We start from the raw sequence: 20,843 nt of genomic DNA on the forward strand, positions 1-20,843 counted from the left end.
CCCCCACCCACGTACATGGGCCGAGACCCCCGGCACCCACCCACGTACATGGGCCGAGACCCCCGGCCCCCACCCCCACACACGAGCCGAACCCCCCAGCCCCACCCCCACAGAGAGGCCGACGGACCCCGGCCCCGACGCACCGGCACCCGCGCGCGAACGGAAGGGGCCGGGCCGGTATGTCCGCCCGGAGCCGGCACACACAACTGACGCGCAGGAGATCCGACGCCGAACCATCCAAGCGAGGACGGACATACCGGCCCGGCACCGCACCCACAACGGGCGCGAGCCGCAAGCCGAGAACAGGCCCACACCCACAACGGGCGCGACCCACAAGCCGAGAACGGCCCCGCACCCACAACGGGCGCGACCCACAAGCCGAGAACAGGCCCACACCCACAACGGGCGCGACCCACAAGCCGAGAACAGGCCCACACCCACAACGGGCGCGACCCACAAGCCGAGAACAGGCCCACACCCACAACGGGCGCGACCCACAAGCCGAGAACAGGCCCACACCCACAACGGGCGCGACCCACAAGCCGAGAACAGGCCCACACCCACAACGGGCGCGACCCACAAGCCGAGAACAGGCCCGCACCCACAAGCCCGCCCCGGAGAGGCCCGCACACCATGACGCCCCCCACGGCCACACCCGAATCAAAGCCCCGCGCCCCCGGACCCCCCACCACCCCCCGCCGAATCGAGGGCCTGCTGCTCGGCATCGCCGCAGGCGACGCCGCAGGCTGGCCCTCAGGCCGGCACCGCGCAGCCCGCCTCCCCGACTGGACCCGCCGCCTGACCCGAGAACTGGACACGTTCGCGGAGCAGAACGCGACGACGACGCTCCCCGTACCGATCGCGCTCAACCAGCCCCCGGAACCCCTGCGCCTGGGCCCGTCGGACGACGCGGAATGGGCGGCGTTCACGGCGGCCTCGATCCTGAACGCCGCCGAGGCGAGAGCCCAGAGCGCGAACCTCCTCCCGGACGACCACGTACGCACGGCACTCACCCTCGCCTGGAACACCCTCGCCGCGGAGGTGGCCGAGGCAACGGCCCGGGCGGACGAGATCGAGTCGGCGCGCATGCCGATGCGGGCACGCATCTCCGTAAGAGCGGGCCTCGGCAACCTGGCGGCGGGCCTGAGCCCCCCGGCCACAGGACACGACAACCCTCACTACTTCGACGACGCGGCCTGCGTACGCGCGGCCGTACTGGCCGTGGTCCACCCGGGCGCCCCCGAACTCGCCGCGGAACTGGCGGAGTTCGACGCCCGGTACACGCAGGACGGCGACGGGGTGCACGGCGCCAGAGCCATGGCGGCGGCGGTGGCGACAGCGCTGGGCGGCGCGCCGGTGGACGCCTGCGTGGACGCCGCGCTGGCCCAGCTCCCCGAGGGAACCGAGATCCGCCGCAACGCGCTGCACGCGGTGGACCTGGCGCGAAGGGCGGCAGCGGCCCGCCCCGGCCTGCCGGGAAACGCGTTCGCGCTGGTCCCGGTCCTGGAGCACGAGATCGTCGACCACGTCTACAGCTACGGCATCGCGGCGGCGGAAACGGTCCCGGTGGCCCTGGCCGTGGCGACCGCGGCCGGCGGCAACGTGACGGAGGCGGTACCCACGGCGGCGTGCCTCTCGCGGGTGGCGGACTCGGCCCCGGCGCTGGCGGGCGCGCTGACCGGAGCGATCGGCGGAGCCGACACGCTCCCGGCGAGCTGGCGGGACGCCTGCCGCAGGCTCGCGGGCTGCGCACTGCCGCGCCTGGCGGGAACGGACCTCGTGGACATCGCAGCAGACCTGACCAGGGCAGCAACCACACCGAAAGGCCCCTGATGACCACTACCGCACCCACCCCGAAGCGAACCCCGAAAGGAACCCCCACCCCCACCCCCCGCTCCCTGGAGGACCGCACCACCGGAGCGCTGCTCGGCGCCGCGGTGGGCGACGCGCTGGGCGGCCCGGTGGAGGGCTGGACGCCGGAGGCGATCGCGGAGCGCCACGGCGGCCGGGTCCGCGGCATCGTGGAGCCGTTCCACAAGGACGACTGGCGTACGGCGCGCCCGATCGCCCCGTACCACAAGGGCGACGGTCATGTCACCGACGACACCTTGATGACGCACGCGCTGATCCGGGTCTACGAGAACGTACGGGACCACCTGGACGCGTACGCGGTCGCGGACCACCTCGTCCCCGACCTGATCACCAACACCCGCTGGATCCCCGAGTTGGAGGCGGAGGCGCTCCCGCTGCAGCGGATCTTCCTGGCCGAGAAGTGGATCGTGGCGCGCATCCACTACGGCCATGTGGACCCGCGCGAGGCGGGCGTGGGCAACATCGTGAACTGCGGCGCGGCGATGTACATGGCTCCGGTGGGAGCGGTGAACGCGGGCAACCCCGGCAGGGCGTACGAGGAGGCGCTGGACGTGGCGGGCGCGCACCAGTCGTCGTACGGCAGGGAGGCGGCGGGCGTCTTCGCGGCGGCGGTCGCCGCGGCGTTCAGGCCGGATGCGACGCCGGAGTCGGTGGTCGAGGAGGCGCTGGCTCTCGCGAAGGACGGCACACGGTCGGCGATCGAGGCGGTGTGCGAAGTGGCACGCGACCACACGGACTTCGAGGACGCGCTGGGACCGCTGCGGGAGGCGGTCACGCCGTTCGACACGGTCGGCCCGGAGTACCGCAAGCCGTCGCTCGGGGCGCGCCGCCCGTCCCGGCTGCACGCGATCGAGGAGCTGCCGATCGCGCTCGGGATGCTCCTGGTCGGCCGAGGCGATTTCCGGCAGACGGTCCTCGGCTCGGTCAACTACGGCCGTGACTGCGACTCGATCGCGACGATGAGCGGTGCGATCGTGGGCGCGCTGTACGGGGAGTCGGCGGTGCCACGGGAGTGGAGCGGGGAGGTGGCCCGCGCGAGCAGGCTCGACCTGCACACACCGGCGGCCTCGCTGGCCCGGGTCACGCGCGAGGTCTTCGCCAAGGACCTGACCCGCCGCCGGTCCCACGAGGCGGCGTTCGCCGAACTCACCGCGACCGCGGGGTCGTGATGCTGCGCCTCACCTGGGTCCAGCCCGAGGACCTGCTCGGCCACGAACTGCGCCAGGCGGCCCAGGACGGCCGGGACGCAAGCGGAGTGGAGCGCCGCTGGCGCGAGGCGGGCGGCCTCCCGCCCCCCGAGCGCGCGGGAGCGTCACCGCCACCCCAGGACCCAAGGCTACGAGCGCTGGCGAACACGCTCCTGGACGAACTGGCCTCAACACAGAGCCCTCTGGGGCCACTTGAACCGACCTCCTTGCCGGAGATCAAGCAGCTCACCCCACGACCAGCCGGTCCGGCGCTCCAGGACAAGGGACGCGCGGGCCTGGGGGCAGCGCCCCCGGAAATCCCCGAAACGAAGAGCCTGCACGCGTCCTGGCTGGGCAGAGCGGTCGGCTGCCTCCTGGGCAAACCCGTGGAGAAGCTCCCCCTGGACGGCATCCGGTCCATCGCGAAGTCCACGTCCAACTGGCCCTTGAACACCTGGTTCACGGACCGGAACCTCCCGAGGGACGTGGCGGAGCGCCACCCCTGGAACCGCCGCTCCCGCCCCACCTCCCTAGCCGAGAACATCGACGGCATGCCGGAGGACGACGACCTCAACTACCCGCTCCTCGGCCTGCTCCTGCTCCGGCGCCACGGCGCCGAGTTCACCACGGCGGACGTGGCGCGGCTGTGGCTCGACGAGTTGCCGGCGGGCCGCACGTTCACCGCGGAGCGCATCGCGTACCGCAATCTCCTGGACGGCATCGAGCCCCCGGAGACGGCGGTGCACCGCAACCCGTTCCGGGAGTGGATCGGCGCCCAGATCCGCGCGGACGTCTTCGGCTGGACGAACCCCGGCGACCCGGCCCGGGCGGCCGAACTGGCCTACAGGGACGCGACGTTGACGCACACGGCGAACGGCGTCTACGGAGAGATGTTCGTAGCGGCAGCCATCGCCCACGCGGCAGCACCGACCGCCACCACGCCCCGCACCGCCGCGCCGCACCGGACCACCCCCACCCTCCACGCCACTCTCCAGGCCCCCACCAGCCCCACAACCCCAACCGTCCGCACCACCCTCGACGCCGGCCTCGCCGTGATCCCGCCCGACTCGCGCTACGCCCAGGCGATCCGCTTCGGCATCGAGACGGCCCGCGCCGAACCCGCCGGCACCCCGGCCGGCTTCGCGTCCGTGGTCGACACGCTCCACGCCCGCTACGCCCACGACCACCACTGGGTGCACGTCCTGCCCAACGCGGCGCTCCTCGCCGCCGCGCTCACCCACGCCGACGGCGACTTCACGGGGTCCATCTGCCGTGCGGTGTCGGGTGGCTGGGACACCGACTCGAACGGCGCGACCGCCGGTTCGATCGCCGGACTTCTCGCCGGCTCGCCCGACGCGATCGACGACCGCTGGACCACCCCGCTCAAGAACCGTCTGGCGACCTCGGTCGCCGACTTCGACGGGATCGGCTTCGACGAACTGGCCAGGCTCACTCAGGAGGCCCGCACATGAATTCCGATCACGACCAGCACACCGCCGCCCCCACGCCCGACACCCCCGCACCCGACACCCCCACCTCCCAACGCCCCGCCCCCCTGCAGGGCCTGCGCGTACTCGACCTGGCCACCCTCTTCGCCGGCCCGCTCGCCGCCACCATGCTGGGCGACTTCGGCGCCGACGTGATCAAGGTCGAGCACCCCCGTAAACCGGACCCGTCCCGAGGCCACGGCCCGTCGAAGGACGGCGTCGGCCTGTGGTGGAAGCTCCTCGGCCGCAACAAGCGGAACATCACCCTCGATCTCTCCACACCGGGCGGGCGCGAGATCCTCCTCAAGCTGGTCGCGGACGCGGACGTGCTGATCGAGAACTTCCGTCCCGGCACCCTGGAGAAGTGGAACCTCGGCTGGGAGGAGCTGAACGCCGCCAACCCGCGCCTGGTACTCACCCGCGTCACCGCCTTCGGCCAGTTCGGGCCGTACTCGCGGCGCCCGGGATTCGGCACGCTCGCCGAGGCGATGAGCGGCTTCGCGGCGCTCACGGGCGAGCCCGACGGCCCCCCGACGCTCCCGCCGTTCGGCCTCGCGGACTCGATCGCCGCCCTCTCCACGTCGTACGCGGTGATGGCCGCGCTCCAGGGCCGCGAGCGGACGGGGCGGGGCCAGGTCGTCGACATGGCGATCATCGAGCCGATGCTGACGGTCCTCGGCCCGCAGCCCATCTGGTACGACCAGCTCGGCTACGTACAGCCGCGCACCGGGAACCGGTCCACGAACAACGCCCCGCGCAACACCTACCGCACGAGCGACGACAAGTGGGTGGCGGTCTCCACGTCCGCCCAGTCGATCGCCGAGCGCGTGATGCGCCTGGTCGGCCGCCCCGAGCTGATCGACGAGCCGTGGTTCGAGACGGGGTCGGGCCGCGCGGGCCACGCCGACGAACTCGACGCCGCGGTCGGCGCCTGGATCAACCGGCACTCGCGGGACGACGTCCTCGCGGCCTTCGAGAAGGCGGAGGCCGCCATCGCCCCCGTCTTCGACATCCGCGACGTGATGGACGACGAGCAGTACCAGGCGCTCGACTCGATCACCGAGGTGCCCGACCCCGAGCTGGGCACGGTCAGGATGCAGAACGTGCTGTTCCGCCTCTCCGAGACCCCCGGCGCGATCAAATGGGCCGGCCGCCCCCACGGCGCCGACACGGACGAGATCCTTACGGGCCTCGGTCTTTCCCCCTCGGAGATCAGCACCCTCCGCGAAGCGGGCGCCCTGTGACCGCCCAGTCCTACGAGACATTCCTGACCTGGCTCTACGCCCCGGGCGACCGGCCGGAGGTGGTGGCGAAGGCGCTCGACTCGGGCGCCGACGTGGTCCTGATCGACCTGGAGGACGCGGTCGCTCCCGACCGCAAGACGTACGCCCTCGACGCCACCGCCGAGCTGCTCGCCGAGAAGCACCCGGTGCCGGTGCATGTGCGGGTCAACGCGCTGCACTCGCCGCGCGCCGAGTCCGAGGTCAGACGGCTCACCCCGCTCCCGGGCCTCGGCGCCCTGCGTCTCCCCAAGGTCCACGGCCCCGCCGACCTGGACCGTGTCTCGGACTGGTCGGTCGAGGTGCCGCCCCTGTACGCCCTCCTGGAGTCGGCGCTCGGCGTCGAGCAGGCGTACGAGATCGCGCGGCATCCGAGCGTACGGGGCATCGCGCTGGGCGAGGCGGATCTGCGGGCGGAGCTCGGCGTGACGAACGGCGAGGGGCTGGCGTGGCCACGCGGGCGGGCCGTCGTCGCCGCGCGCGCCGCGGCACTCCCCCCGCCTCCGCAGTCCGTCTACCCGGACGTCCGCGACACGGTGGGCCTGGCCCGCTCCTGTTCGCACGGCCGGGCGCTCGGCTTCTTCGGCCGTATGGCGATCCATCCCCGCCAGCTCCCCGTCATCGAGGCGGCGTTCCTGCCGACGGCGGCGGAGGTCGACGCGGCGACGGAGGTCGTCGGCGCCGCCGCCACGGAGGCGGGGGCCCTGGCGCTGCCCGACGGCCGCTTCGTCGACGCGGCGATCGTGTCGGACGCGCGCCGGGTGCTCACGCTGGCCTCCCGCCGTCGCGGGGGCTGACCGGGACAGAGCGACGGGGGCGCCGGATCGATGCGATCCGGCGCCCCCGTCGACGTCTGGGCGGTGAGGCTCGGCTAGCTCTTCCCGGCCTTCGTGGCCCCTGCCTCACCGTTGGCCTCGTCCTTGTCGGCGGCCTCGTCCTTGACGGCGGCCTCGTCCTCGGCCGCCGTGGTGGACTCGGCATCGTCGCCCGCTGCCTCGTCCTCCGCCTTGACCTCGGCCTTGTCCCGGGGATCGGCGTCGTCGCCCTCGGCCTTGGCCGTGTCCGTGCCCGCGTCGTCGTCACCGGCGCCCGGCTCCACGATCGCTTCGCGGCCGGGGCGGATCTTCGCCGAGATCACGATGTAGATCACCGCGAGCAGGAAGACACCCATCGCGGTCCAGTCGTTGAGCCGCAGGCCGAGGATGTGGTGGGCGTCGTCGACGCGCATGTACTCGATCCAGAAGCGGCCCACGCAGTACGCGGCGACGTAGAGCGCGAAGGCGCGTCCGTGGCCGAGCTTGAAGCGGCGGTCCGCCCAGATCACGAGCAGCGCGACACCGATGCACCACAGGGACTCGTACAGGAAGGTCGGGTGGTACGTGCCCGGCACGCGCCCGTCCGCCGACGACGTGATCTTCAGGGCCCACGGCAGGTCGGTGGGCTTGCCGTACAGCTCCTGGTTGAACCAGTTGCCCCAGCGGCCGATGGCCTGCGCGATGGCGATGCCGGGCGCGATGGCGTCGGCGTACGCGGGGAGCGGGATACCGCGCCTGCGGCACCCGATCCACGCGCCCACCGCGCCGAGCGCGATGGCGCCCCAGATCCCGAGGCCGCCCTCCCAGATCTTGAAGGCGTCCACCCAGTCACGGCCCTCGCTGAAGTACAGCTCGTAGTCCGTGATCACGTGGTAGAGCCGGCCGCCGACGAGGCCGAACGGCACGGCCCAGACCGCGATGTCGGCAACGGTGCCGGACCGCCCGCCGCGGGCGATCCAGCGCTTGTTGCCGAGCCATACGGCCACGAAGACGCCGATGATGATGCAGAACGCGTAGCCGCGCAGCGGAATGGGTCCGAGATAGACCACTCCGTGAGCCGGGCTGGGGATGAAGGCAAGAGTCATGGCAATGTCGACGCTACCGTGCCGGGCCGTGGCGGCGGCAACCAGCCCGGCTACGGGTCCATAACGAGACCCCCGCGTCCGCGGCCGCTCCTACTGCTTGTCGGCCGCCTGCACCATCTGCTTCAGCTTCGCGGGGGTCAGCGGGTTGGCCTGGTCGCCGAACACGTTCTTCCCGTTCAGGAGCACCGTCGGTGTGCCCTGGAAGCCGCCGTCCTGGAACGCCTGGTTCGACTTCTTGACCCAGCTGTCGTGGCTGCCGTCGTCGACACACTTCTTGAAGTCCGGCGTCACGAGGCCGCCGACCTTGCCGGCCAGCGCGATCAGCTTGCCGTTGTCGGCGAAGGCGTCGTCGGTCTCCGGAGGCTGGTTCTCGTAGAGGACGTCGTGGAACGCGGGGAACTTCCCGGCGTCCTGGGCACACGCCGCCGCGTTCGCCGCGCGCAGGGAGCCGGTGCCGCCCATGTTCTTGTCGATGAGGGTGGCCAGGTGGTACTCGACCTTGAGCTGTCCGGAGTCGGTCAGCTCGTGGATCGTCGTGCGGTAGGCGTCCTCGAAGGCCTTGCACGCGGGGCAGCGGAAGTCTTCCCACACCGTGAGTGTCGACTTCGCGCTGTCCTTGCCGACCGGGATCGCGAGGCTGTCCTTGCCGATCGCGCCCTGCGGGGCGACCACGGGACCCGAGGCGGCGGTCTTGTCGTCACCGGAATTCGCCGCGATCACGCCGATCACGGCGGCCAGCGCGAGGACACCCACGACGGCGCCCCCGACGATCAAGCCTCTGCGGCGCCTGTCCTTGGATCTCTGCTTCTCGCGCTCCTCCGCCAGCCGGTCCCGGGCGGTGCGCTTTCCCTCACGGTTCTTCTCGCTCACACCCGCCAAACGAACCGGGGAGGCACGAGCGTGCCTCCCCGGTCCCAGGTCCACCCATACGGGTTACGACGCGATGGGTGACGACGTCATGGCTCACGCCTTGACGCGCACCCCGTCCGCGAGGTCCGCCGCGAGTGCCCGCACGGCGGCGAGTCCGGCGGCCTCGTCGTCCGCGTCCAGCATCAGCTTCACGAACGCCGAGCCGACGATGACCCCGTCGGCGAACCCGGCGACCTCCGCCGCCTGCTTCGCGTTCGAGACGCCGAGGCCGACGCAGACCGGCAGGTCGGTGGTGGCCTTGGTGCGGCGCACGAGGTCCTGGGCCTGGTTGCCGACGGACTCGCGGGTGCCGGTGACGCCCATCAAGGAGGCGGCGTACACGAAGCCGGAGCCCGCGGCGGTGATCGTCGCGAGGCGCTCGTCCTTGCTGCTGGGGGCGACGACGAAGACGGTCCCGAGGCCGTGCTTGTCCGCGTGCTCCCTCCAGGTCGCCGACTCCTGGACGGGCAGGTCGGGCAGGATGCAGCCCGCGCCGCCCGCCTCCGCGAGCTCGGCGGTGAACCGCTCGATGCCGTAGCGGTCGATGGGGTTCCAGTACGTCATGACGAGGACCGGCTTGCCGGTCGCCGCGTGGGCCTCGCGGACCGTGCGCATGACGTCGGCGATCCGCACGCCGCCGCGCAGCGCGATGTCGTCCGCGGTCTGGATGACGGGGCCGTCGAGGACGGGGTCGCTGTGCGGCAGCCCGACCTCCACGACGTCGGCGCCGCCGTCGAAGACGGCCTTGATCGCCTCGATGCCGCCGTCCACGGTCGGGAACCCGGCCGGGAGGTAGGCGATGAGGGCGGAGCGGCCCTCGGCGCGCGCGGCGGCGAGGGTGTCGTTCAACAGCTGGATGTTGCCGCTCACTTGGCGTCTCCCTCGATCTCCGCGCCGGTCCCGGCCGCGTCCGCCGCGACGGCGGCGTCGGTGTCGTACAGGCCGAAGTAACGGGCGGCCGTGTCCATGTCCTTGTCGCCGCGCCCGGACAGGTTGACGATCATCAGCCCGTCCTTGCCGAGCTCCTTGCCGACCTCGATGGCTCCGGCGAGCGCGTGGGCGCTCTCGATGGCCGGGATGATGCCCTCGGTGCGCGAGAGCAGGCGCAGGGCCTGCATGGCGGCGTCGTCGGTGACCGCGCGGTACTCGCCACGGCCGCTGTCCTTGAGGAAGGCGTGCTCGGGGCCGATGCCCGGGTAGTCGAGGCCCGCAGAGATCGAGTACGGCTCGGTGATCTGCCCCTCGTCGTCCTGGAGGACGTACGAGCGTGAGCCGTGCAGGATGCCGGGCTCGCCCGCGGTCAGCGTCGCGGCGTGCTCGCCGGTCTCGAGGCCGTGGCCGGCCGGCTCGCAGCCGATGAGGCGCACGTCGGCGTCGGGGATGAAGGCGTGGAAGAGGCCGATGGCGTTCGAGCCGCCGCCGACGCAGGCCACGGCCGCGTCGGGCAGGCGTCCGGCGCGCTCCAGGATCTGGCGGCGGGCCTCGACGCCGATGACGCGGTGGAAGTCGCGGACCATCGCCGGGAAGGGGTGCGGTCCCGCGACGGTCCCGAAGAGGTAGTGCGTGCGGTCGACGTTGGCGACCCAGTCGCGGAACGCCTCGTTGATGGCGTCCTTGAGGGTCCGGCTGCCGGACTTCACGGCGACGACCTCGGCGCCGAGCATCCGCATGCGCGCCACGTTGAGCGCCTGGCGCTCGGTGTCGATCTCGCCCATGTAGATGGTGCACTCGAGACCGAACAGCGCGCAGGCGGTGGCGGTGGCCACGCCGTGCTGGCCGGCGCCGGTCTCGGCGATGACGCGCGTCTTGCCCATGCGCTTGGTGAGGAGCGCCTGGCCGAGCACGTTGTTGATCTTGTGCGAGCCGGTGTGGTTGAGGTCCTCGCGCTTGAGGAACATCCGGACGCCACCGGCGTGCTCGGCGAACCGGGGCACTTCGGTGAGGGAGCTGGGCCGTCCCGTGTAGTTGACGAGCAGGTCGTCGAGCTCGGCGGCGAAGGCCGGGTCGTTCTTGGCCTTGTCGTACTCGACGGCGACCTCGTCGACGGCGGCGACGAGCGCCTCCGGGATGAACTTGCCGCCGAACGCGCCGAAGTACCCCTCGCTGGTGGGGACCTGACCCTCGGGGTCGGGAATGAAGAAGTTGCTGGGCATGCGAAACCTCATGGTGTGAGTGGTGTGGACACTACGCGCCATGGGGGCGGGGTCATGTTTCGGCGGCGGGCCGCATGTGGCCACCCGCGCCGTTCCCCGCGCCCCTTATGGGGCGCAGCACCATCGCATCCCGTTGACCTGACCGGGCTCGTCACCGATGACGTAACGCACCCGGCGCCCGTGCACACGCCGCGCCGGCGCCCGGCAGCCGCGGGGGCGGCAGCCGGGTGCGAGGCGGGCGGCGATGGCCATCGGGGAGGTCAGCTCCTGCCGTGGCGCAGGGCGGGGTGGGCGCCCGCGGCGACCAGGTCGGAGACCGCGGTGCGCGGGTCGCGGCCGGTCACCAGGGACTCGCCCACGAGGACGGCGTCGGCGCCCGCGTTGGCGTACGCGATGAGGTCGTGCGGGCCTCGCACGCCCGACTCGGCGATCTTGACGATGTGGTCGGGGATCTCCGGGGCGACCTGCTCGAACGTGTCGCGGTCGACCTTGAGCGTCTTGAGGTTGCGCGCGTTCACGCCGATGATGCGGGCGCCCGCGTCCACGGCGCGCTCCACCTCGTCCTCGTCGTGCACCTCGACGAGCGGCGTGAGCCCGATGGACTCCGCGCGCTCGATGAGCGACTCGAGGGCGGGCTGCTCCAGGGCGGCCACGATCAGCAGCGCGAGGTCGGCGCCGTACGCCCTGGCCTCCCACAGCTGGTACGAGGTGACGATGAAGTCCTTGCGCAGGATCGGGATGTCGACCTTGGCGCGCACGGCCTCCAGGTCGGCGAGCGAACCGCCGAACCGGCGCTGCTCGGTCAGTACGGAGATGACGGCCGCGCCGCCCGCCTCGTAGTCGGCGGCGAGGCCGGCCGGGTCGGCGATCGCGGCGAGCGCGCCCTTGGACGGGCTGGAACGCTTGACCTCGCAGATCACCTTGACGCCGTCGCCGCGCAGGGCGGCCACACCGTCCTTGGCGGCGGGTGCCTTGGCCGCGCGCTCCTTGAGCTCGTCGAGGCTGACGCGCGCCTGCCGCTCCGCGAGGTCGGCACGGACTCCGTCGATGATCTCGTCGAGCACACTCACGCGAGCGGCCCCCTTCCTGACGGTGGAGCGGTGGAAGCAGATTGCCCCGAAGAGCAATCCACTGGTCACAGTGATGATATCCGGAGGAGGACGAAGGCTCCGCATCCGGTTGACGCCGGTCCCACTACCTGGACAAATACTGTTGATCAAGGGTGGAGCCAGCCACCTAGGGGCAGGTTCCGGACAACCGTGAAGACAAGGACCACGGCGCCCACGGCCCACAGGTGGCGGCGTCCGAGATCGATTCGTACGGGCAGTCCCCGTGCCACCCGTACGGCCCATACGGCCCACAGGACGGCGAAGAGGGCATAGCCCGCCACGGCGAGCACGTTGTCCCCCAGAGCGGCCGTGAGGTCGCCGTGGACGAGTGCGTGGGCGCTGCGCAGACCGCCGCAGCCGGGGCAGTAGATCCCCGTGTAGTGGAGCAGCGGGCAGGCGGGGTAGTGGCCCGGCTCGTTCGGGTCGACGGACCCGACGTACGCGAAGCCCGCACCGACCGCGGCGAGGACACCCGCGGGGACGGCCAGCCGCCGCAGCGCACCGCCGGCGCCGCTGGTCAGGGTGGCCGCGGAGGTGTCCGTTTCGGCGTTCACCCGTGAATTGTGCAACGGGCCCGCCGGGTCCGCCCGTCGGCGCGCAGCGCTCGGAAAAGCGTGAGAGGCGGTCCGGCACCTGGTGCCGGACCGCCTCTCACGACGTGGGTGAGGCTCAGGCCTCCGCGGCAACGACCTCGGGCGAGACGGCCGGCAGCGACTGCGGCTTCGGCTTGCCGAGACCCGCGGCGCTCATGGCGCCGCCGACGACCGCGGCGATGGCGAGCAGGGCCATGCCCGCCCAGAAGCCGACGGGGTTGCCCATCACCATGAAGGCGCCCGCGACGCAGAAACCGATGAAGGCGATGATGACACCGGTCCAGGCGGCCGGGGTGTGTCCGTGGCTGCTGTCCGCCATGGTTGCTCCTCGTTGCTCAATGCGTGGCTGATGCCCGGCCCCGTGTCCCGCGCGTGGCACCGCGCTGGGTGGTGAGCCGGACGCTCGTGCCCATTGTCCCGCACTCGCGGGCATGGGCGGCACTCGGGGTCCGGGGCCCCGCTATGCCTCGTGTGTGGGGTCCTCGCCCCGGTCGAGGGCCTTCCACAGCTCCTCGGGGCGCTCCGGGTCGACGGGACGGGCCGCCTTGCGGGGCCGCGGCGTGCCGTCACGCTCGTAGCGGCCGCCCATCGACGGCCAGGAACGGCCGTAGCGCAGGGCGAGCAGGCCGGCCAGGAGGATGAGGGCGCCGCCGGCGGCACCGACGTACGGCCATACGGTGTGGCCGAGGGAGCCGATGGTGGCGGCGGTGTTGCCGGAGACCTCGGCGGCCTTCTCGTCGAGGGCCGCGCTGTCGCCGGCGCCGAGGACGGCCGCGACGACGGCGCCCGCGCCGCTGAGCGCGAGGAGCCCGGCGACGAGCGTGCGCCCGGCGCGGCGGACCGCGAAGACGGCGACGAGGGCGGCGAGCCCCACTATGGCGAGGGCCGCGGGCACTCCGGTGACGTCACTGCCCTTCGCGGCGAGCGGGAAGCTGCCGCCCGGCACGGTCGCGGACCCGGAGGCCCACTCCTGTCGCGAGGAGAGCAGGGCCACCGCCGCGCCGACGGCGCCGAACAGGAGCGCGGCGGCGAGGCTGCGGCGGCCGTTGCGCGCGGCGGCCGTCTCCGGGGAGGCGGTCCCGGCTTCGGTTCGGGGGGATGGCACTGCGGAAGTCACCTCTCCACTATCCCCCACGCCGTCAGGCGCCGTGCATCCGGTTGGCCGTGTGCACCGCGCGCAGCACCGCCGCCGCCTTGTTGCGGCACTCGGTGTCTTCGGCGACGGGATCGGAGTCGGCGACGATACCCGCTCCGGCCTGCACATATGCCGTGTTGTCGCGCAGGAGCGCGGTGCGGATGGCGATGGCCGTGTCGGAGTCCCCGGCGAAGTCGAGATATCCGACACATCCGCCGTACAGACCGCGCCGGGAGGGTTCGAGCTCGTCGATGATCTGCATCGCGCGCGGCTTGGGCGCGCCCGAGAGGGTGCCCGCGGGGAAGCAGGCGGTGAGGACGTCGAAGGCGGTGGTGCCCGGGGCGACCCGGCCGGTGACGGTGGACACGATGTGCATGACGTGCGAGTACCGCTCGACGGACATGAAGTCGACGACCTCGACGGAGCCCGGTTCGCAGACGCGGCCGAGGTCGTTGCGGCCGAGGTCGACGAGCATCAGGTGCTCGGCGCGCTCCTTGGGGTCGGCCAGGAGCTCGTCGGCGAGCGCCTGGTCCTCCTGGGGGGTCTCGCCGCGATGCCGGGTCCCGGCGATGGGGTGCACCATGGCGCGCCCGTCCTCGACCTTGACGAGGGCCTCCGGCGACGAGCCGACCACGTCGAACCCGTCGAAGCGGAACAGGTACATGTACGGCGACGGGTTGGTGGCGCGCAGCACCCGGTAGACGTCGAGCGCGCCGGCCGTGCAGGGCGTCTCGAAGCGCTGCGAGGGCACGACCTGGAAGGCCTCGCCGGCCCGGATGCGCTCCTTGATGTCCTCGACGGCCTCCTGGTAGTCCGTGCCGCCCCACAGAGCGGTGAACTCAGGGACTTCGGAGGGCGGGAGCGCGGCGGGGGCCTGGACGACGGGCCGGGAGAGGTCGGCCTCCATCGCGTCGAGGCGGGCCACGGCGTCCGCGTAGGCCTCGTCGACGCCGGTGTCGAGGTCGTTGTGGTTGATCGCGTTGGCGATCAGCAGGACCGAGCCGTCCCAGTGGTCGAGGACGGCGAGGTCGCTGGTGAGCAGCATCGTCAGCTCGGGAAGCTGCAGGTCGTCGCGCTCGCCGGGGCCGATCTTCTCCAGGCGGCGCACGATGTCGTAGCCGAGGTAGCCGACCATGCCGCCGGTGAACGGGGGCAGGCCCTCGTAGCGGGGGGTGTGGAGGGTCTCGACGGTGGCGCGCAGGGCGGCGAGCGGGTCGCCGTGGGTGGGGACGCCCACGGGCGGGGTGCCGAGCCAGTGCGCCTCGCCGTCGCGGGTCGTGAGGGTGCCGGCCGAGCGGACGCCGACGAAGGAGTAGCGGGACCACGAGCGGCCGTTCTCCGCGGATTCCAGGAGGAACGTGCCGGGGCGTTCACCGGCCAGCTTGCGGTACAGACCGACGGGGGTGTCGCCGTCCGCGAGGAGCTTGCGGCTCACGGGGATCACTCGGCGGTCGGTCGCGAGCTTGCGGAAGGTCTCGAGATCCATAGGAAGAGCTTAGGCCGTGTCCGGGCAGGTCCGGTGCGCCGCCCGGTCCGTGGAACGGGCGGCGGGGCGGTGGTCTCAGGCGCCGGTGCCGGTCACCGTCAGCTCGCCCGCGTCGAAGCAGGTGCGGTCACCGGTGTGGCAGGCCGCGCCGACCTGGTCGACCTTCACCAGGAGGGTGTCCGCGTCACAGTCGAGGGCGACCGACTTCACGTGCTGGAAGTGACCGGACGTGTCGCCCTTGACCCAGTACTCCTGGCGGCTGCGGGACCAGTACGTGCAGCGGCCCGTCGTCAGCGTGCGGTGCAGCGCCTCGTCGTCCATCCAGCCGAGCATGAGCACCTCGCCGGTGTCGTACTGCTGGGCGATCGCGGGGACCAGGCCGTCGGCGCTGCGCTTGAGGCGGGCGGCGACGGCGGGGTCGAGGCTGCTGGGCGGGGGCGTGCTGGTCATGGGGACCATTGTGCCGCGCCCCGCGTGCCCTTTCGGGCGGGCGTCCACTGGGCGGACCGGTCGGGCGGTCGTAGGCTGGCCGTATGTCGACCCATGCAAAGCGTGAACGACTTCTCCTCGCCGACCTGTTGGAGGCGGCGGGCCCCGACGCCCCGACCCTCTGCGAGGGCTGGACCGCCCGTGATCTCGCGGCCCATGTGGTGGTGCGCGAGCGCCGTGCGGACGCCGCGGGCGGGATCCTGATCAAGCAGCTGGCGCAGCGTCTGGAGCGGGTGCAGGCCGAGTTCGCCGAGAAGCCCTACGACGAGCTGATCCAGCTGATCAGGACGGGACCGCCGCGCTACTCGCCGTTCTCCCTCAAGCAGATCGACGAGGCGTCGAACGCGGTCGAGTTCTACGTCCATACGGAGGACGTACGCCGCGCGCAGCCGGACTGGACGCCGCGCGAGCTCGACCCGGTCTTCGCGGACGTGCTGTGGTCTCGCCTCGAGCGGATGGCCCGCGTGGTCGGCCGCAAGTCGCCGGTCGGCCTGGTTCTGCGCCGCCCGGACGGCCGGACGGTGGTGGCGCACAAGGGCGCGCCCGTGGTGACGGTGACCGGTGAGCCCGGCGAGCTGCTGATGTTCGCGTTCGGCCGGCAGGACGCGGCGCGGGTGGAGACGGAAGGCGAGAAGGACGCGATCGGGAAACTGCACGAGGCGAAGCAGCTCGGGATCTGAGGCGGGTTCAGGCCGGGAGTTCGGCGCGGCGCAGCGGCGTGCGGCACAGGCCGTAGACGCCGGCGAGGGCGCAGATCGCGGCGCTGGCCACGAAGACGGGTCCGGTACCCCACAGGCCGACGGCCGCGCCGGTCAGCGGCATGGTGAGCGGGACGAGGCCGAGGCTGGACAGGCTCGTGACGGCGGTGACCCGGCCGATGTAGGCCGGGTCCGCGTGGGTCTGCGTGAGCGCTCCGCACAGGGCTCCGCTGAGACCGGCGAGCAGCCCGATGACCAGCGCGACGGCGACCGCGCCGACGAGGTGCGGTACGAAGGCGAGCGCGCCGATGGCGACGGCGCCGCCCCCCATGGTCGCGGCGAGGACGAGACCGGCGCGCGGCACCCGGCCGCGGACGGCGAGGAGCAGCGAGGCCGCGCCCGCGCCGACGCCGAACCCGGCGAGCACCGAGCCCATGCCCGAGGCGCCCCAGCCGCGCTGGTCGGCGAGGAGGGTCAGGCCGACGTTCAGGGGGCCGACGAAGCCGAGGTCGCTGAGGGCGATGACGACGACCAGCGGGGCGAGGACGCTGTGGCGGCGGATGTGGCGCAGGCCGTCCGCGAGGCCGTTCCTCGCCGGGGCGCCGCTCTTGCCGTTGTCGCCGGGCAGGTCCCGGACGCGCAGGGACATCAGGAGCGGCAGCGAGATCGCGAACAGCAGTCCGGCCGCGCCGAACGCCGCCGCCGGGCCGCCGAGCGCGACGCCTAGACCGCCCAGGGGCGCGCCCACGACGTTGGCGAGGCGCACCGCGAGTCCGCGCATGCCCTGGACCCGGGCGAGCTGGTCACGTCCGGTGACGCGGGCGGGCAGTGCGCCGACGGCCGGCAGGAAGAGGGCGTCGACGACGCCGAAGACCAGGCCGAGGACGGTGAGCGGCCACAGGCCCGGCTGGGTCGCGAGGAAGAGCCCGGCGACACCGAGGACCGCGGCGCTGCGCACGGCGTCGCTGGCTATGACGATGCGGCGCGGCCCGAGCCGGTCGGCGATCACTCCCCCGCCGAGCATCAGCAGGGCCCGGGGTGCCGCGCTCACCGCCATGACGATCCCGGCCTGCGACGGGCTGCCCGACTGGACGGCCGCCCAGGACAGGGCGACGTAGTAGATGTTGTCGCCGATCATCGAGGCACCGTAGGCGCCGAGCCAGCGCAGCACGTTGCCGTCGCGGTGGGCGGGCTTCCCGGGGGCGGGGGTACGGGTGAGGGGCGCGGTCACGGTCATGGGAGGTGGTCCTCTCAGGCGCGGAACGGGAAGCCGTACAGGTGCAGCGCGACGTTCTCGCGCCCTTGGGTGTCGCCCGCGGCCTGTGCGGCGCGGCCCTGCTCGTCGTACTTCCTGATGACGGCGAGCAACTCGCCTGTCAGCTCGGTCAGTTCGGCCGCCGTCAGAGGCATCAGGGCTTCGGAGTCCGAGGACGCGGCGCGCCACTCGGAGGCCCAGGTGGAGCGCTCGTCGAGGTAGCGGCGGTAGAGCTCGCTGCGCTGTTCGTAGAAGAGCCGGGTGGCCGCCTGGTGCGCCGCGGCCTTCTCGGGGGCGTCGCCGAAGTCCGCCTCGTGGATGCTGACGCCGTCGGACGCGGGCTGCCACCAGCGCTCGCGGCCGTCCCGCCGTGTCCCGGGCGCCTCTTCGATGAGCCCGGCGTCAGCGAGCTTGCGCAGGTGGTAGCTGACCAGCGAGACAGCCCCGTCGACCTGCTCGGCGAGCTGCGACGCGGTCGCGGTGCGGGCGACGACCAGGGCGCGGTACAGCTGCGAGCGCAGCGGGTGGGCGAGCGCCTTGAGGGTGCCGAGGTCCGTGATGCGGCGGGTCTGTTCGTCGGTCATGACCTGAGCCTAGATACGAAAGAAATATTGCGCAACAGAAATTGCGCAACTGATCCTGCGTATCGGGCGGAGAAGATCCTGCGCGTCGGGACGAGAAAAGGCCCCGGCCACCCTGAGGGTGACCGGGGCCTGAGAGCGTGCGCTCCCGGTGTCAGCGGACGGGGTGACCCGCCTCGCGCAGCGTCTCCTTGACCTCGCCGATCCGCAGATCACCGAAGTGGAAGACGGACGCGGCGAGCACCGCGTCGGCACCCGCGCCGATCGCGGGCGGGAAGTGCTCCAGGCGCCCCGCGCCGCCGGACGCGATCACGGGCACCGTGACGTGCTTGCGGACGGCCGCGATCATCTCGATGTCGTAGCCGTCCTTCGTGCCGTCGGCGTCCATCGAGTTGAGCAGGATCTCGCCCGCTCCGAGCTCGGCGGCCTCGTGCGCCCACTCGACGGCGTCGATCCCGGCGGACTTGCGGCCACCGTGCGTCGTCACCTCGAACGTGCCGGACGGTGTGCGGCGCGCGTCGACCGACAGGACGAGCACCTGGCGGCCGAACCGCTCGGCGATCTCGCGGATCAGCTCGGGGCGGGCGATGGCGGCCGTGTTCACGCCCACCTTGTCCGCGCCGGCCCGCAGGAGCTTGTCCACGTCGTCCGCCGTGCGGACGCCGCCGCCGACGGTGAGCGGGATGAAGACCTGTTCGGCGGTGCGGCGCACCACGTCGTAGGTCGTCTCGCGGTTGCCGGAGGACGCCGTGATGTCGAGGAACGTCAGCTCGTCGGCGCCCTCGGCGTCGTACACCTTCGCCATCTCGACGGGGTCGCCCGCGTCGCGCAGGTTCTGGAAGTTGACGCCCTTGACGACCCGGCCGTTGTCCACGTCCAGGCAGGGGATGACCCGTACGGCCAGCGTCATGACGGTGTGTCTCCTCGGTACGCCTCCACCTCGACCTCGACGACCAGGCTCGGGTCGATGAAGCCGGAGACGATGATCATGGATGCGGCGGGGCGGACGGCGTCGAACAGCTCCTTGTGGGCCCGGCCCACGTCGTCCACATCCCGCGCATGGGTGATGTACATACGGGTGCGCACCACATGCTCGCTCCCGAGCCCGAGGGTCTTGAGAGCGTCGAACGCGGCCTGGAACGCGTTGAGCGTCTGCTCGTACGGCGTTCCCGCGTCGATGACGCCATTGACCACGGACGTACAACCGGACACCAGGACAAGGCCGTTGGGCAGTTCGACCGCGCGCGAGTAGCCCACGGCCTCCTCCCACGGCCCGTCCGAGTCGACCCTGCGTACGCCGTCGATCATGACGCCACCGCGGCGAGGGCCTCTTCCAGCGTGAAGGCCTTCGCGTACAGCGCCTTGCCGACGATCGAGCCCTCGACGCCCAGCGGGACGAGCTCGGAGATGGCGCGCAGGTCGTCGAGCGACGAGACGCCGCCGGAGGCGACGACGGGCCGGTCGGTCACGGCGCACACGTTGCGCAGGAGCTCCAGGTTCGGGCCCTGCAGCGTGCCGTCCTTGGCGATGTCGGTGACGACGTAGCGGGCGCAGCCCTCGGAGTCGAGGCGCGCGAGCGTCTCGTAGAGGTCGCCGCCGTCGCGGGTCCAGCCGCGGCCGCGCAGCGTGGTGCCGCGCACGTCGAGGCCCACCGCGATCTTGTCGCCGTGCTCGGCGATGACCTTGGCGACCCACTCGGGGGTCTCCAGGGCGGCGGTGCCGAGGTTGACGCGGGTGCAGCCGGTGGCGAGCGCGGCGGCGAGCGTGTCGTCGTCGCGGATGCCGCCGGACAGCTCCACCTTGATGTCCATGGCTCGCGCGACCTCGGCGATCAGGGCGCGGTTGTCGCCCGTGCCGAACGCGGCGTCCAGGTCCACGAGGTGCAGCCACTCGGCGCCGGAGCGCTGCCACGCGAGGGCGGCCTCGAGCGGGGAACCGTAGGAGGTCTCGGTGCCGGACTCGCCGTGCACGAGACGTACGGCCTGGCCGTCGCGGACGTCGACGGCGGGGAGGAGTTCGAGCGTGCGGGACATCAGAGGGTTCCGATCCAATTCGTGAGGAGCTGGGCGCCGGCGTCGCCGGACTTCTCGGGGTGGAACTGTGTCGCCCACAGTGCGCCGTTCTCGACGGCGGCGATGAACGGCTCGCCGTGCGTGGCCCACGTGACCTTCGGCGGGCGCATGTGGACGTTGCCGACCTCGAAGTCCCACTGCTGCACGGCGTAGGAGTGCACGAAGTAGAAGCGGGCGTCGCTGTCGAGACCGGCGAAGAGCTCGGTGTCCTGCGGCGGGCGGACCGTGTTCCAGCCCATGTGCGGGACGATCTCGGCCTTGAGGGGCTCGACCGTGCCCGGCCACTCGTCGAGGCCCTCGGCCTCGACGCCGTGCTCGATGCCGCGCGCGAAGAGGATCTGCATGCCGACGCAGATGCCCATCACGGGGCGGCCGCCGGCCAGGCGGCGGTCGATGATCCAGTCGCCCCGCGCTTCCTTGAGGCCCTTCATGCAGGCGGCGAAGGCACCCACGCCGGGGACGAGGAGGCCGTCGGCGTTGAGTGCGGTGTCGAAGTCGCGGGTGATCTCGACGTCCGCGCCCGCGCGGGCCAGGGCCCGCTCGGCCGAACGGACGTTGCCGAACCCGTAGTCGAAGACGACGACCTTCTTGCCGGCTGTGCCGGCGGGCTTGGCTGAAGTCATGGCTGGCTGCTCCC

At 72.4% G+C, this 20,843-nt stretch carries 23 protein-coding genes; 6 read left to right on the forward strand and 17 right to left on the reverse strand.

Features of this window, described 5'->3' with window-relative positions; genetic code table 11:
* Positions 1-633: 633 nt before the first annotated feature.
* From LGI35_RS14045 to LGI35_RS14065, 5 genes are read left to right on the forward strand one after another with little or no spacing between them, the layout of a single operon-like run.
* Complete coding sequence (locus LGI35_RS14045; protein ID WP_227294192.1) at positions 634-1,833, forward strand: ADP-ribosylglycohydrolase family protein; 1,200 nt, start codon at positions 634-636, stop codon at positions 1,831-1,833.
* Positions 1,833-3,041, forward strand: coding sequence for an ADP-ribosylglycohydrolase family protein (locus LGI35_RS14050; RefSeq protein WP_227294193.1), 1,209 nt, complete (start codon positions 1,833-1,835; stop codon positions 3,039-3,041). The genes LGI35_RS14045 and LGI35_RS14050 overlap by 1 nt, the downstream gene beginning before the upstream one ends.
* A complete protein-coding gene (locus LGI35_RS14055) occupies positions 3,041-4,531 on the forward strand; it encodes an ADP-ribosylglycohydrolase family protein (RefSeq protein ID WP_227294194.1) in 1,491 nt (496 codons plus the stop codon). The genes LGI35_RS14050 and LGI35_RS14055 overlap by 1 nt, the downstream gene beginning before the upstream one ends.
* Entirely contained in the window at positions 4,528-5,790 is a 1,263-nt protein-coding gene (locus LGI35_RS14060) for a CaiB/BaiF CoA transferase family protein (RefSeq protein ID WP_227294195.1), read from the forward strand. The genes LGI35_RS14055 and LGI35_RS14060 overlap by 4 nt, the downstream gene beginning before the upstream one ends.
* The gene (locus tag LGI35_RS14065; protein ID WP_227294196.1) at positions 5,787-6,623 is read left to right on the forward strand and encodes an HpcH/HpaI aldolase/citrate lyase family protein; all 837 of its coding nucleotides are present in this window, start codon (positions 5,787-5,789) and stop codon (positions 6,621-6,623) included. The genes LGI35_RS14060 and LGI35_RS14065 overlap by 4 nt, the downstream gene beginning before the upstream one ends.
* A 74-nt stretch (positions 6,624-6,697) precedes the next feature.
* Here the strand turns inward: LGI35_RS14065 and lgt are convergent, their stop codons facing one another.
* The 11 genes from lgt to hisI all read right to left on the reverse strand — a co-directional run bounded on the left by lgt (position 6,698) and on the right by hisI (position 15,561).
* A complete protein-coding gene (lgt, locus tag LGI35_RS14070) occupies positions 6,698-7,726 on the reverse strand; it encodes a prolipoprotein diacylglyceryl transferase (RefSeq protein ID WP_227294197.1) in 1,029 nt (342 codons plus the stop codon).
* A 90-nt stretch (positions 7,727-7,816) separates the two neighbouring features.
* On the reverse strand, positions 7,817-8,596 hold the full coding sequence (locus LGI35_RS14075; protein ID WP_227294198.1) for a DsbA family protein: 780 nt from the start codon (positions 8,594-8,596) through the stop codon (positions 7,817-7,819).
* A 93-nt stretch (positions 8,597-8,689) separates the two neighbouring features.
* Complete coding sequence (gene trpA, locus LGI35_RS14080) at positions 8,690-9,505, reverse strand: tryptophan synthase subunit alpha (RefSeq protein ID WP_227294199.1); 816 nt, start codon at positions 9,503-9,505, stop codon at positions 8,690-8,692.
* Positions 9,502-10,788 (reverse strand): tryptophan synthase subunit beta, encoded by a 1,287-nt coding sequence (gene trpB / locus LGI35_RS14085; RefSeq protein WP_227294200.1) that lies wholly within the window; start codon positions 10,786-10,788, stop codon positions 9,502-9,504. Before trpB ends, trpA begins: the two co-directional genes overlap by 4 nt.
* Before the next feature lie 105 nt (positions 10,789-10,893).
* Positions 10,894-11,040 carry a tryptophan biosynthesis modulator TrpM gene (gene trpM, locus LGI35_RS46600; protein WP_368080809.1) on the reverse strand — a complete coding sequence of 49 codons (147 nt, stop codon included), beginning with the start codon at positions 11,038-11,040 and terminating at the stop codon, positions 10,894-10,896.
* 8 nt (positions 11,041-11,048) lie between these two features.
* Positions 11,049-11,858: an indole-3-glycerol phosphate synthase TrpC gene (gene trpC / locus LGI35_RS14090; RefSeq protein ID WP_116502611.1), complete on the reverse strand. Its 810-nt coding sequence runs from the start codon at positions 11,856-11,858 to the stop codon at positions 11,049-11,051.
* A 146-nt stretch (positions 11,859-12,004) separates the two neighbouring features.
* Positions 12,005-12,451, reverse strand: a complete 447-nt coding sequence (locus tag LGI35_RS14095) for a DUF2752 domain-containing protein (RefSeq protein ID WP_227294201.1) — start codon at positions 12,449-12,451, stop codon at positions 12,005-12,007.
* A gap of 115 nt (positions 12,452-12,566) precedes the next feature.
* A complete protein-coding gene (locus LGI35_RS14100; RefSeq protein WP_227294202.1) occupies positions 12,567-12,809 on the reverse strand; it encodes an HGxxPAAW family protein in 243 nt (80 codons plus the stop codon).
* A 141-nt stretch (positions 12,810-12,950) separates the two neighbouring features.
* Positions 12,951-13,607: a TIGR02234 family membrane protein gene (locus LGI35_RS14105; RefSeq protein WP_116502609.1), complete on the reverse strand. Its 657-nt coding sequence runs from the start codon at positions 13,605-13,607 to the stop codon at positions 12,951-12,953.
* 22 nt (positions 13,608-13,629) lie between these two features.
* Positions 13,630-15,111 (reverse strand): anthranilate synthase component I, encoded by a 1,482-nt coding sequence (locus LGI35_RS14110; RefSeq protein ID WP_227294203.1) that lies wholly within the window; start codon positions 15,109-15,111, stop codon positions 13,630-13,632.
* A 75-nt stretch (positions 15,112-15,186) separates the two neighbouring features.
* Positions 15,187-15,561 carry a phosphoribosyl-AMP cyclohydrolase gene (gene hisI, locus LGI35_RS14115; RefSeq protein WP_100592257.1) on the reverse strand — a complete coding sequence of 125 codons (375 nt, stop codon included), beginning with the start codon at positions 15,559-15,561 and terminating at the stop codon, positions 15,187-15,189.
* A gap of 83 nt (positions 15,562-15,644) precedes the next feature.
* Between hisI and LGI35_RS14120 the strand changes: the two genes are divergently transcribed.
* On the forward strand, positions 15,645-16,280 hold the full coding sequence (locus tag LGI35_RS14120; RefSeq protein ID WP_227294204.1) for a TIGR03085 family metal-binding protein: 636 nt from the start codon (positions 15,645-15,647) through the stop codon (positions 16,278-16,280).
* A 7-nt stretch (positions 16,281-16,287) separates the two neighbouring features.
* Here the strand turns inward: LGI35_RS14120 and LGI35_RS14125 are convergent, their stop codons facing one another.
* The 6 genes from LGI35_RS14125 to hisH all read right to left on the reverse strand — a co-directional run bounded on the left by LGI35_RS14125 (position 16,288) and on the right by hisH (position 20,829).
* The gene (locus LGI35_RS14125; protein WP_227294205.1) at positions 16,288-17,535 is read right to left on the reverse strand and encodes an MFS transporter; all 1,248 of its coding nucleotides are present in this window, start codon (positions 17,533-17,535) and stop codon (positions 16,288-16,290) included.
* Between the two features lie 14 nt (positions 17,536-17,549).
* Entirely contained in the window at positions 17,550-18,137 is a 588-nt protein-coding gene (locus tag LGI35_RS14130; protein ID WP_227294206.1) for an ArsR/SmtB family transcription factor, read from the reverse strand.
* 151 nt (positions 18,138-18,288) lie between these two features.
* The gene (gene hisF, locus LGI35_RS14135) at positions 18,289-19,044 is read right to left on the reverse strand and encodes an imidazole glycerol phosphate synthase subunit HisF (RefSeq protein ID WP_227294207.1); all 756 of its coding nucleotides are present in this window, start codon (positions 19,042-19,044) and stop codon (positions 18,289-18,291) included.
* Complete coding sequence (locus LGI35_RS14140; protein ID WP_227294208.1) at positions 19,041-19,442, reverse strand: RidA family protein; 402 nt, start codon at positions 19,440-19,442, stop codon at positions 19,041-19,043. The genes hisF and LGI35_RS14140 overlap by 4 nt, the downstream gene beginning before the upstream one ends.
* Positions 19,439-20,167, reverse strand: a complete 729-nt coding sequence (priA, locus tag LGI35_RS14145; protein ID WP_116502603.1) for a bifunctional 1-(5-phosphoribosyl)-5-((5-phosphoribosylamino)methylideneamino)imidazole-4-carboxamide isomerase/phosphoribosylanthranilate isomerase PriA — start codon at positions 20,165-20,167, stop codon at positions 19,439-19,441. The genes LGI35_RS14140 and priA overlap by 4 nt, the downstream gene beginning before the upstream one ends.
* On the reverse strand, positions 20,167-20,829 hold the full coding sequence (gene hisH, locus LGI35_RS14150; protein WP_100592250.1) for an imidazole glycerol phosphate synthase subunit HisH: 663 nt from the start codon (positions 20,827-20,829) through the stop codon (positions 20,167-20,169). The genes priA and hisH overlap by 1 nt, the downstream gene beginning before the upstream one ends.
* Positions 20,830-20,843 lie beyond the last annotated feature (14 nt).

Source organism: Streptomyces longhuiensis (assembly GCF_020616555.1).
Lineage (GTDB): Bacteria > Actinomycetota > Actinomycetes > Streptomycetales > Streptomycetaceae > Streptomyces > Streptomyces longhuiensis.

Coding starts and splice junctions, on each gene's coding strand:
- hisF (WP_227294207.1), bottom strand. CDS start 19,044: ATGACGCTGGCCGTACGGGTCATCCCCTGCCTGGACGTGGACAACGGC.
- LGI35_RS14050 (WP_227294193.1), top strand. CDS start 1,833: ATGACCACTACCGCACCCACCCCGAAGCGAACCCCGAAAGGAACCCCC.
- LGI35_RS14130 (WP_227294206.1), bottom strand. CDS start 18,137: ATGACCGACGAACAGACCCGCCGCATCACGGACCTCGGCACCCTCAAG.
- LGI35_RS14110 (WP_227294203.1), bottom strand. CDS start 15,111: ATGGATCTCGAGACCTTCCGCAAGCTCGCGACCGACCGCCGAGTGATC.
- LGI35_RS14100 (WP_227294202.1), bottom strand. CDS start 12,809: ATGGCGGACAGCAGCCACGGACACACCCCGGCCGCCTGGACCGGTGTC.
- priA (WP_116502603.1), bottom strand. CDS start 20,167: ATGTCCCGCACGCTCGAACTCCTCCCCGCCGTCGACGTCCGCGACGGC.
- LGI35_RS14055 (WP_227294194.1), top strand. CDS start 3,041: ATGCTGCGCCTCACCTGGGTCCAGCCCGAGGACCTGCTCGGCCACGAA.
- lgt (WP_227294197.1), bottom strand. CDS start 7,726: ATGACTCTTGCCTTCATCCCCAGCCCGGCTCACGGAGTGGTCTATCTC.
- LGI35_RS14120 (WP_227294204.1), top strand. CDS start 15,645: ATGTCGACCCATGCAAAGCGTGAACGACTTCTCCTCGCCGACCTGTTG.
- LGI35_RS14125 (WP_227294205.1), bottom strand. CDS start 17,535: ATGACCGTGACCGCGCCCCTCACCCGTACCCCCGCCCCCGGGAAGCCC.
- hisI (WP_100592257.1), bottom strand. CDS start 15,561: ATGACCAGCACGCCCCCGCCCAGCAGCCTCGACCCCGCCGTCGCCGCC.
- trpB (WP_227294200.1), bottom strand. CDS start 10,788: ATGCCCAGCAACTTCTTCATTCCCGACCCCGAGGGTCAGGTCCCCACC.
- trpM (WP_368080809.1), bottom strand. CDS start 11,040: ATGGCCATCGCCGCCCGCCTCGCACCCGGCTGCCGCCCCCGCGGCTGC.
- LGI35_RS14045 (WP_227294192.1), top strand. CDS start 634: ATGACGCCCCCCACGGCCACACCCGAATCAAAGCCCCGCGCCCCCGGA.
- LGI35_RS14140 (WP_227294208.1), bottom strand. CDS start 19,442: ATGATCGACGGCGTACGCAGGGTCGACTCGGACGGGCCGTGGGAGGAG.
- LGI35_RS14060 (WP_227294195.1), top strand. CDS start 4,528: ATGAATTCCGATCACGACCAGCACACCGCCGCCCCCACGCCCGACACC.
- hisH (WP_100592250.1), bottom strand. CDS start 20,829: ATGACTTCAGCCAAGCCCGCCGGCACAGCCGGCAAGAAGGTCGTCGTC.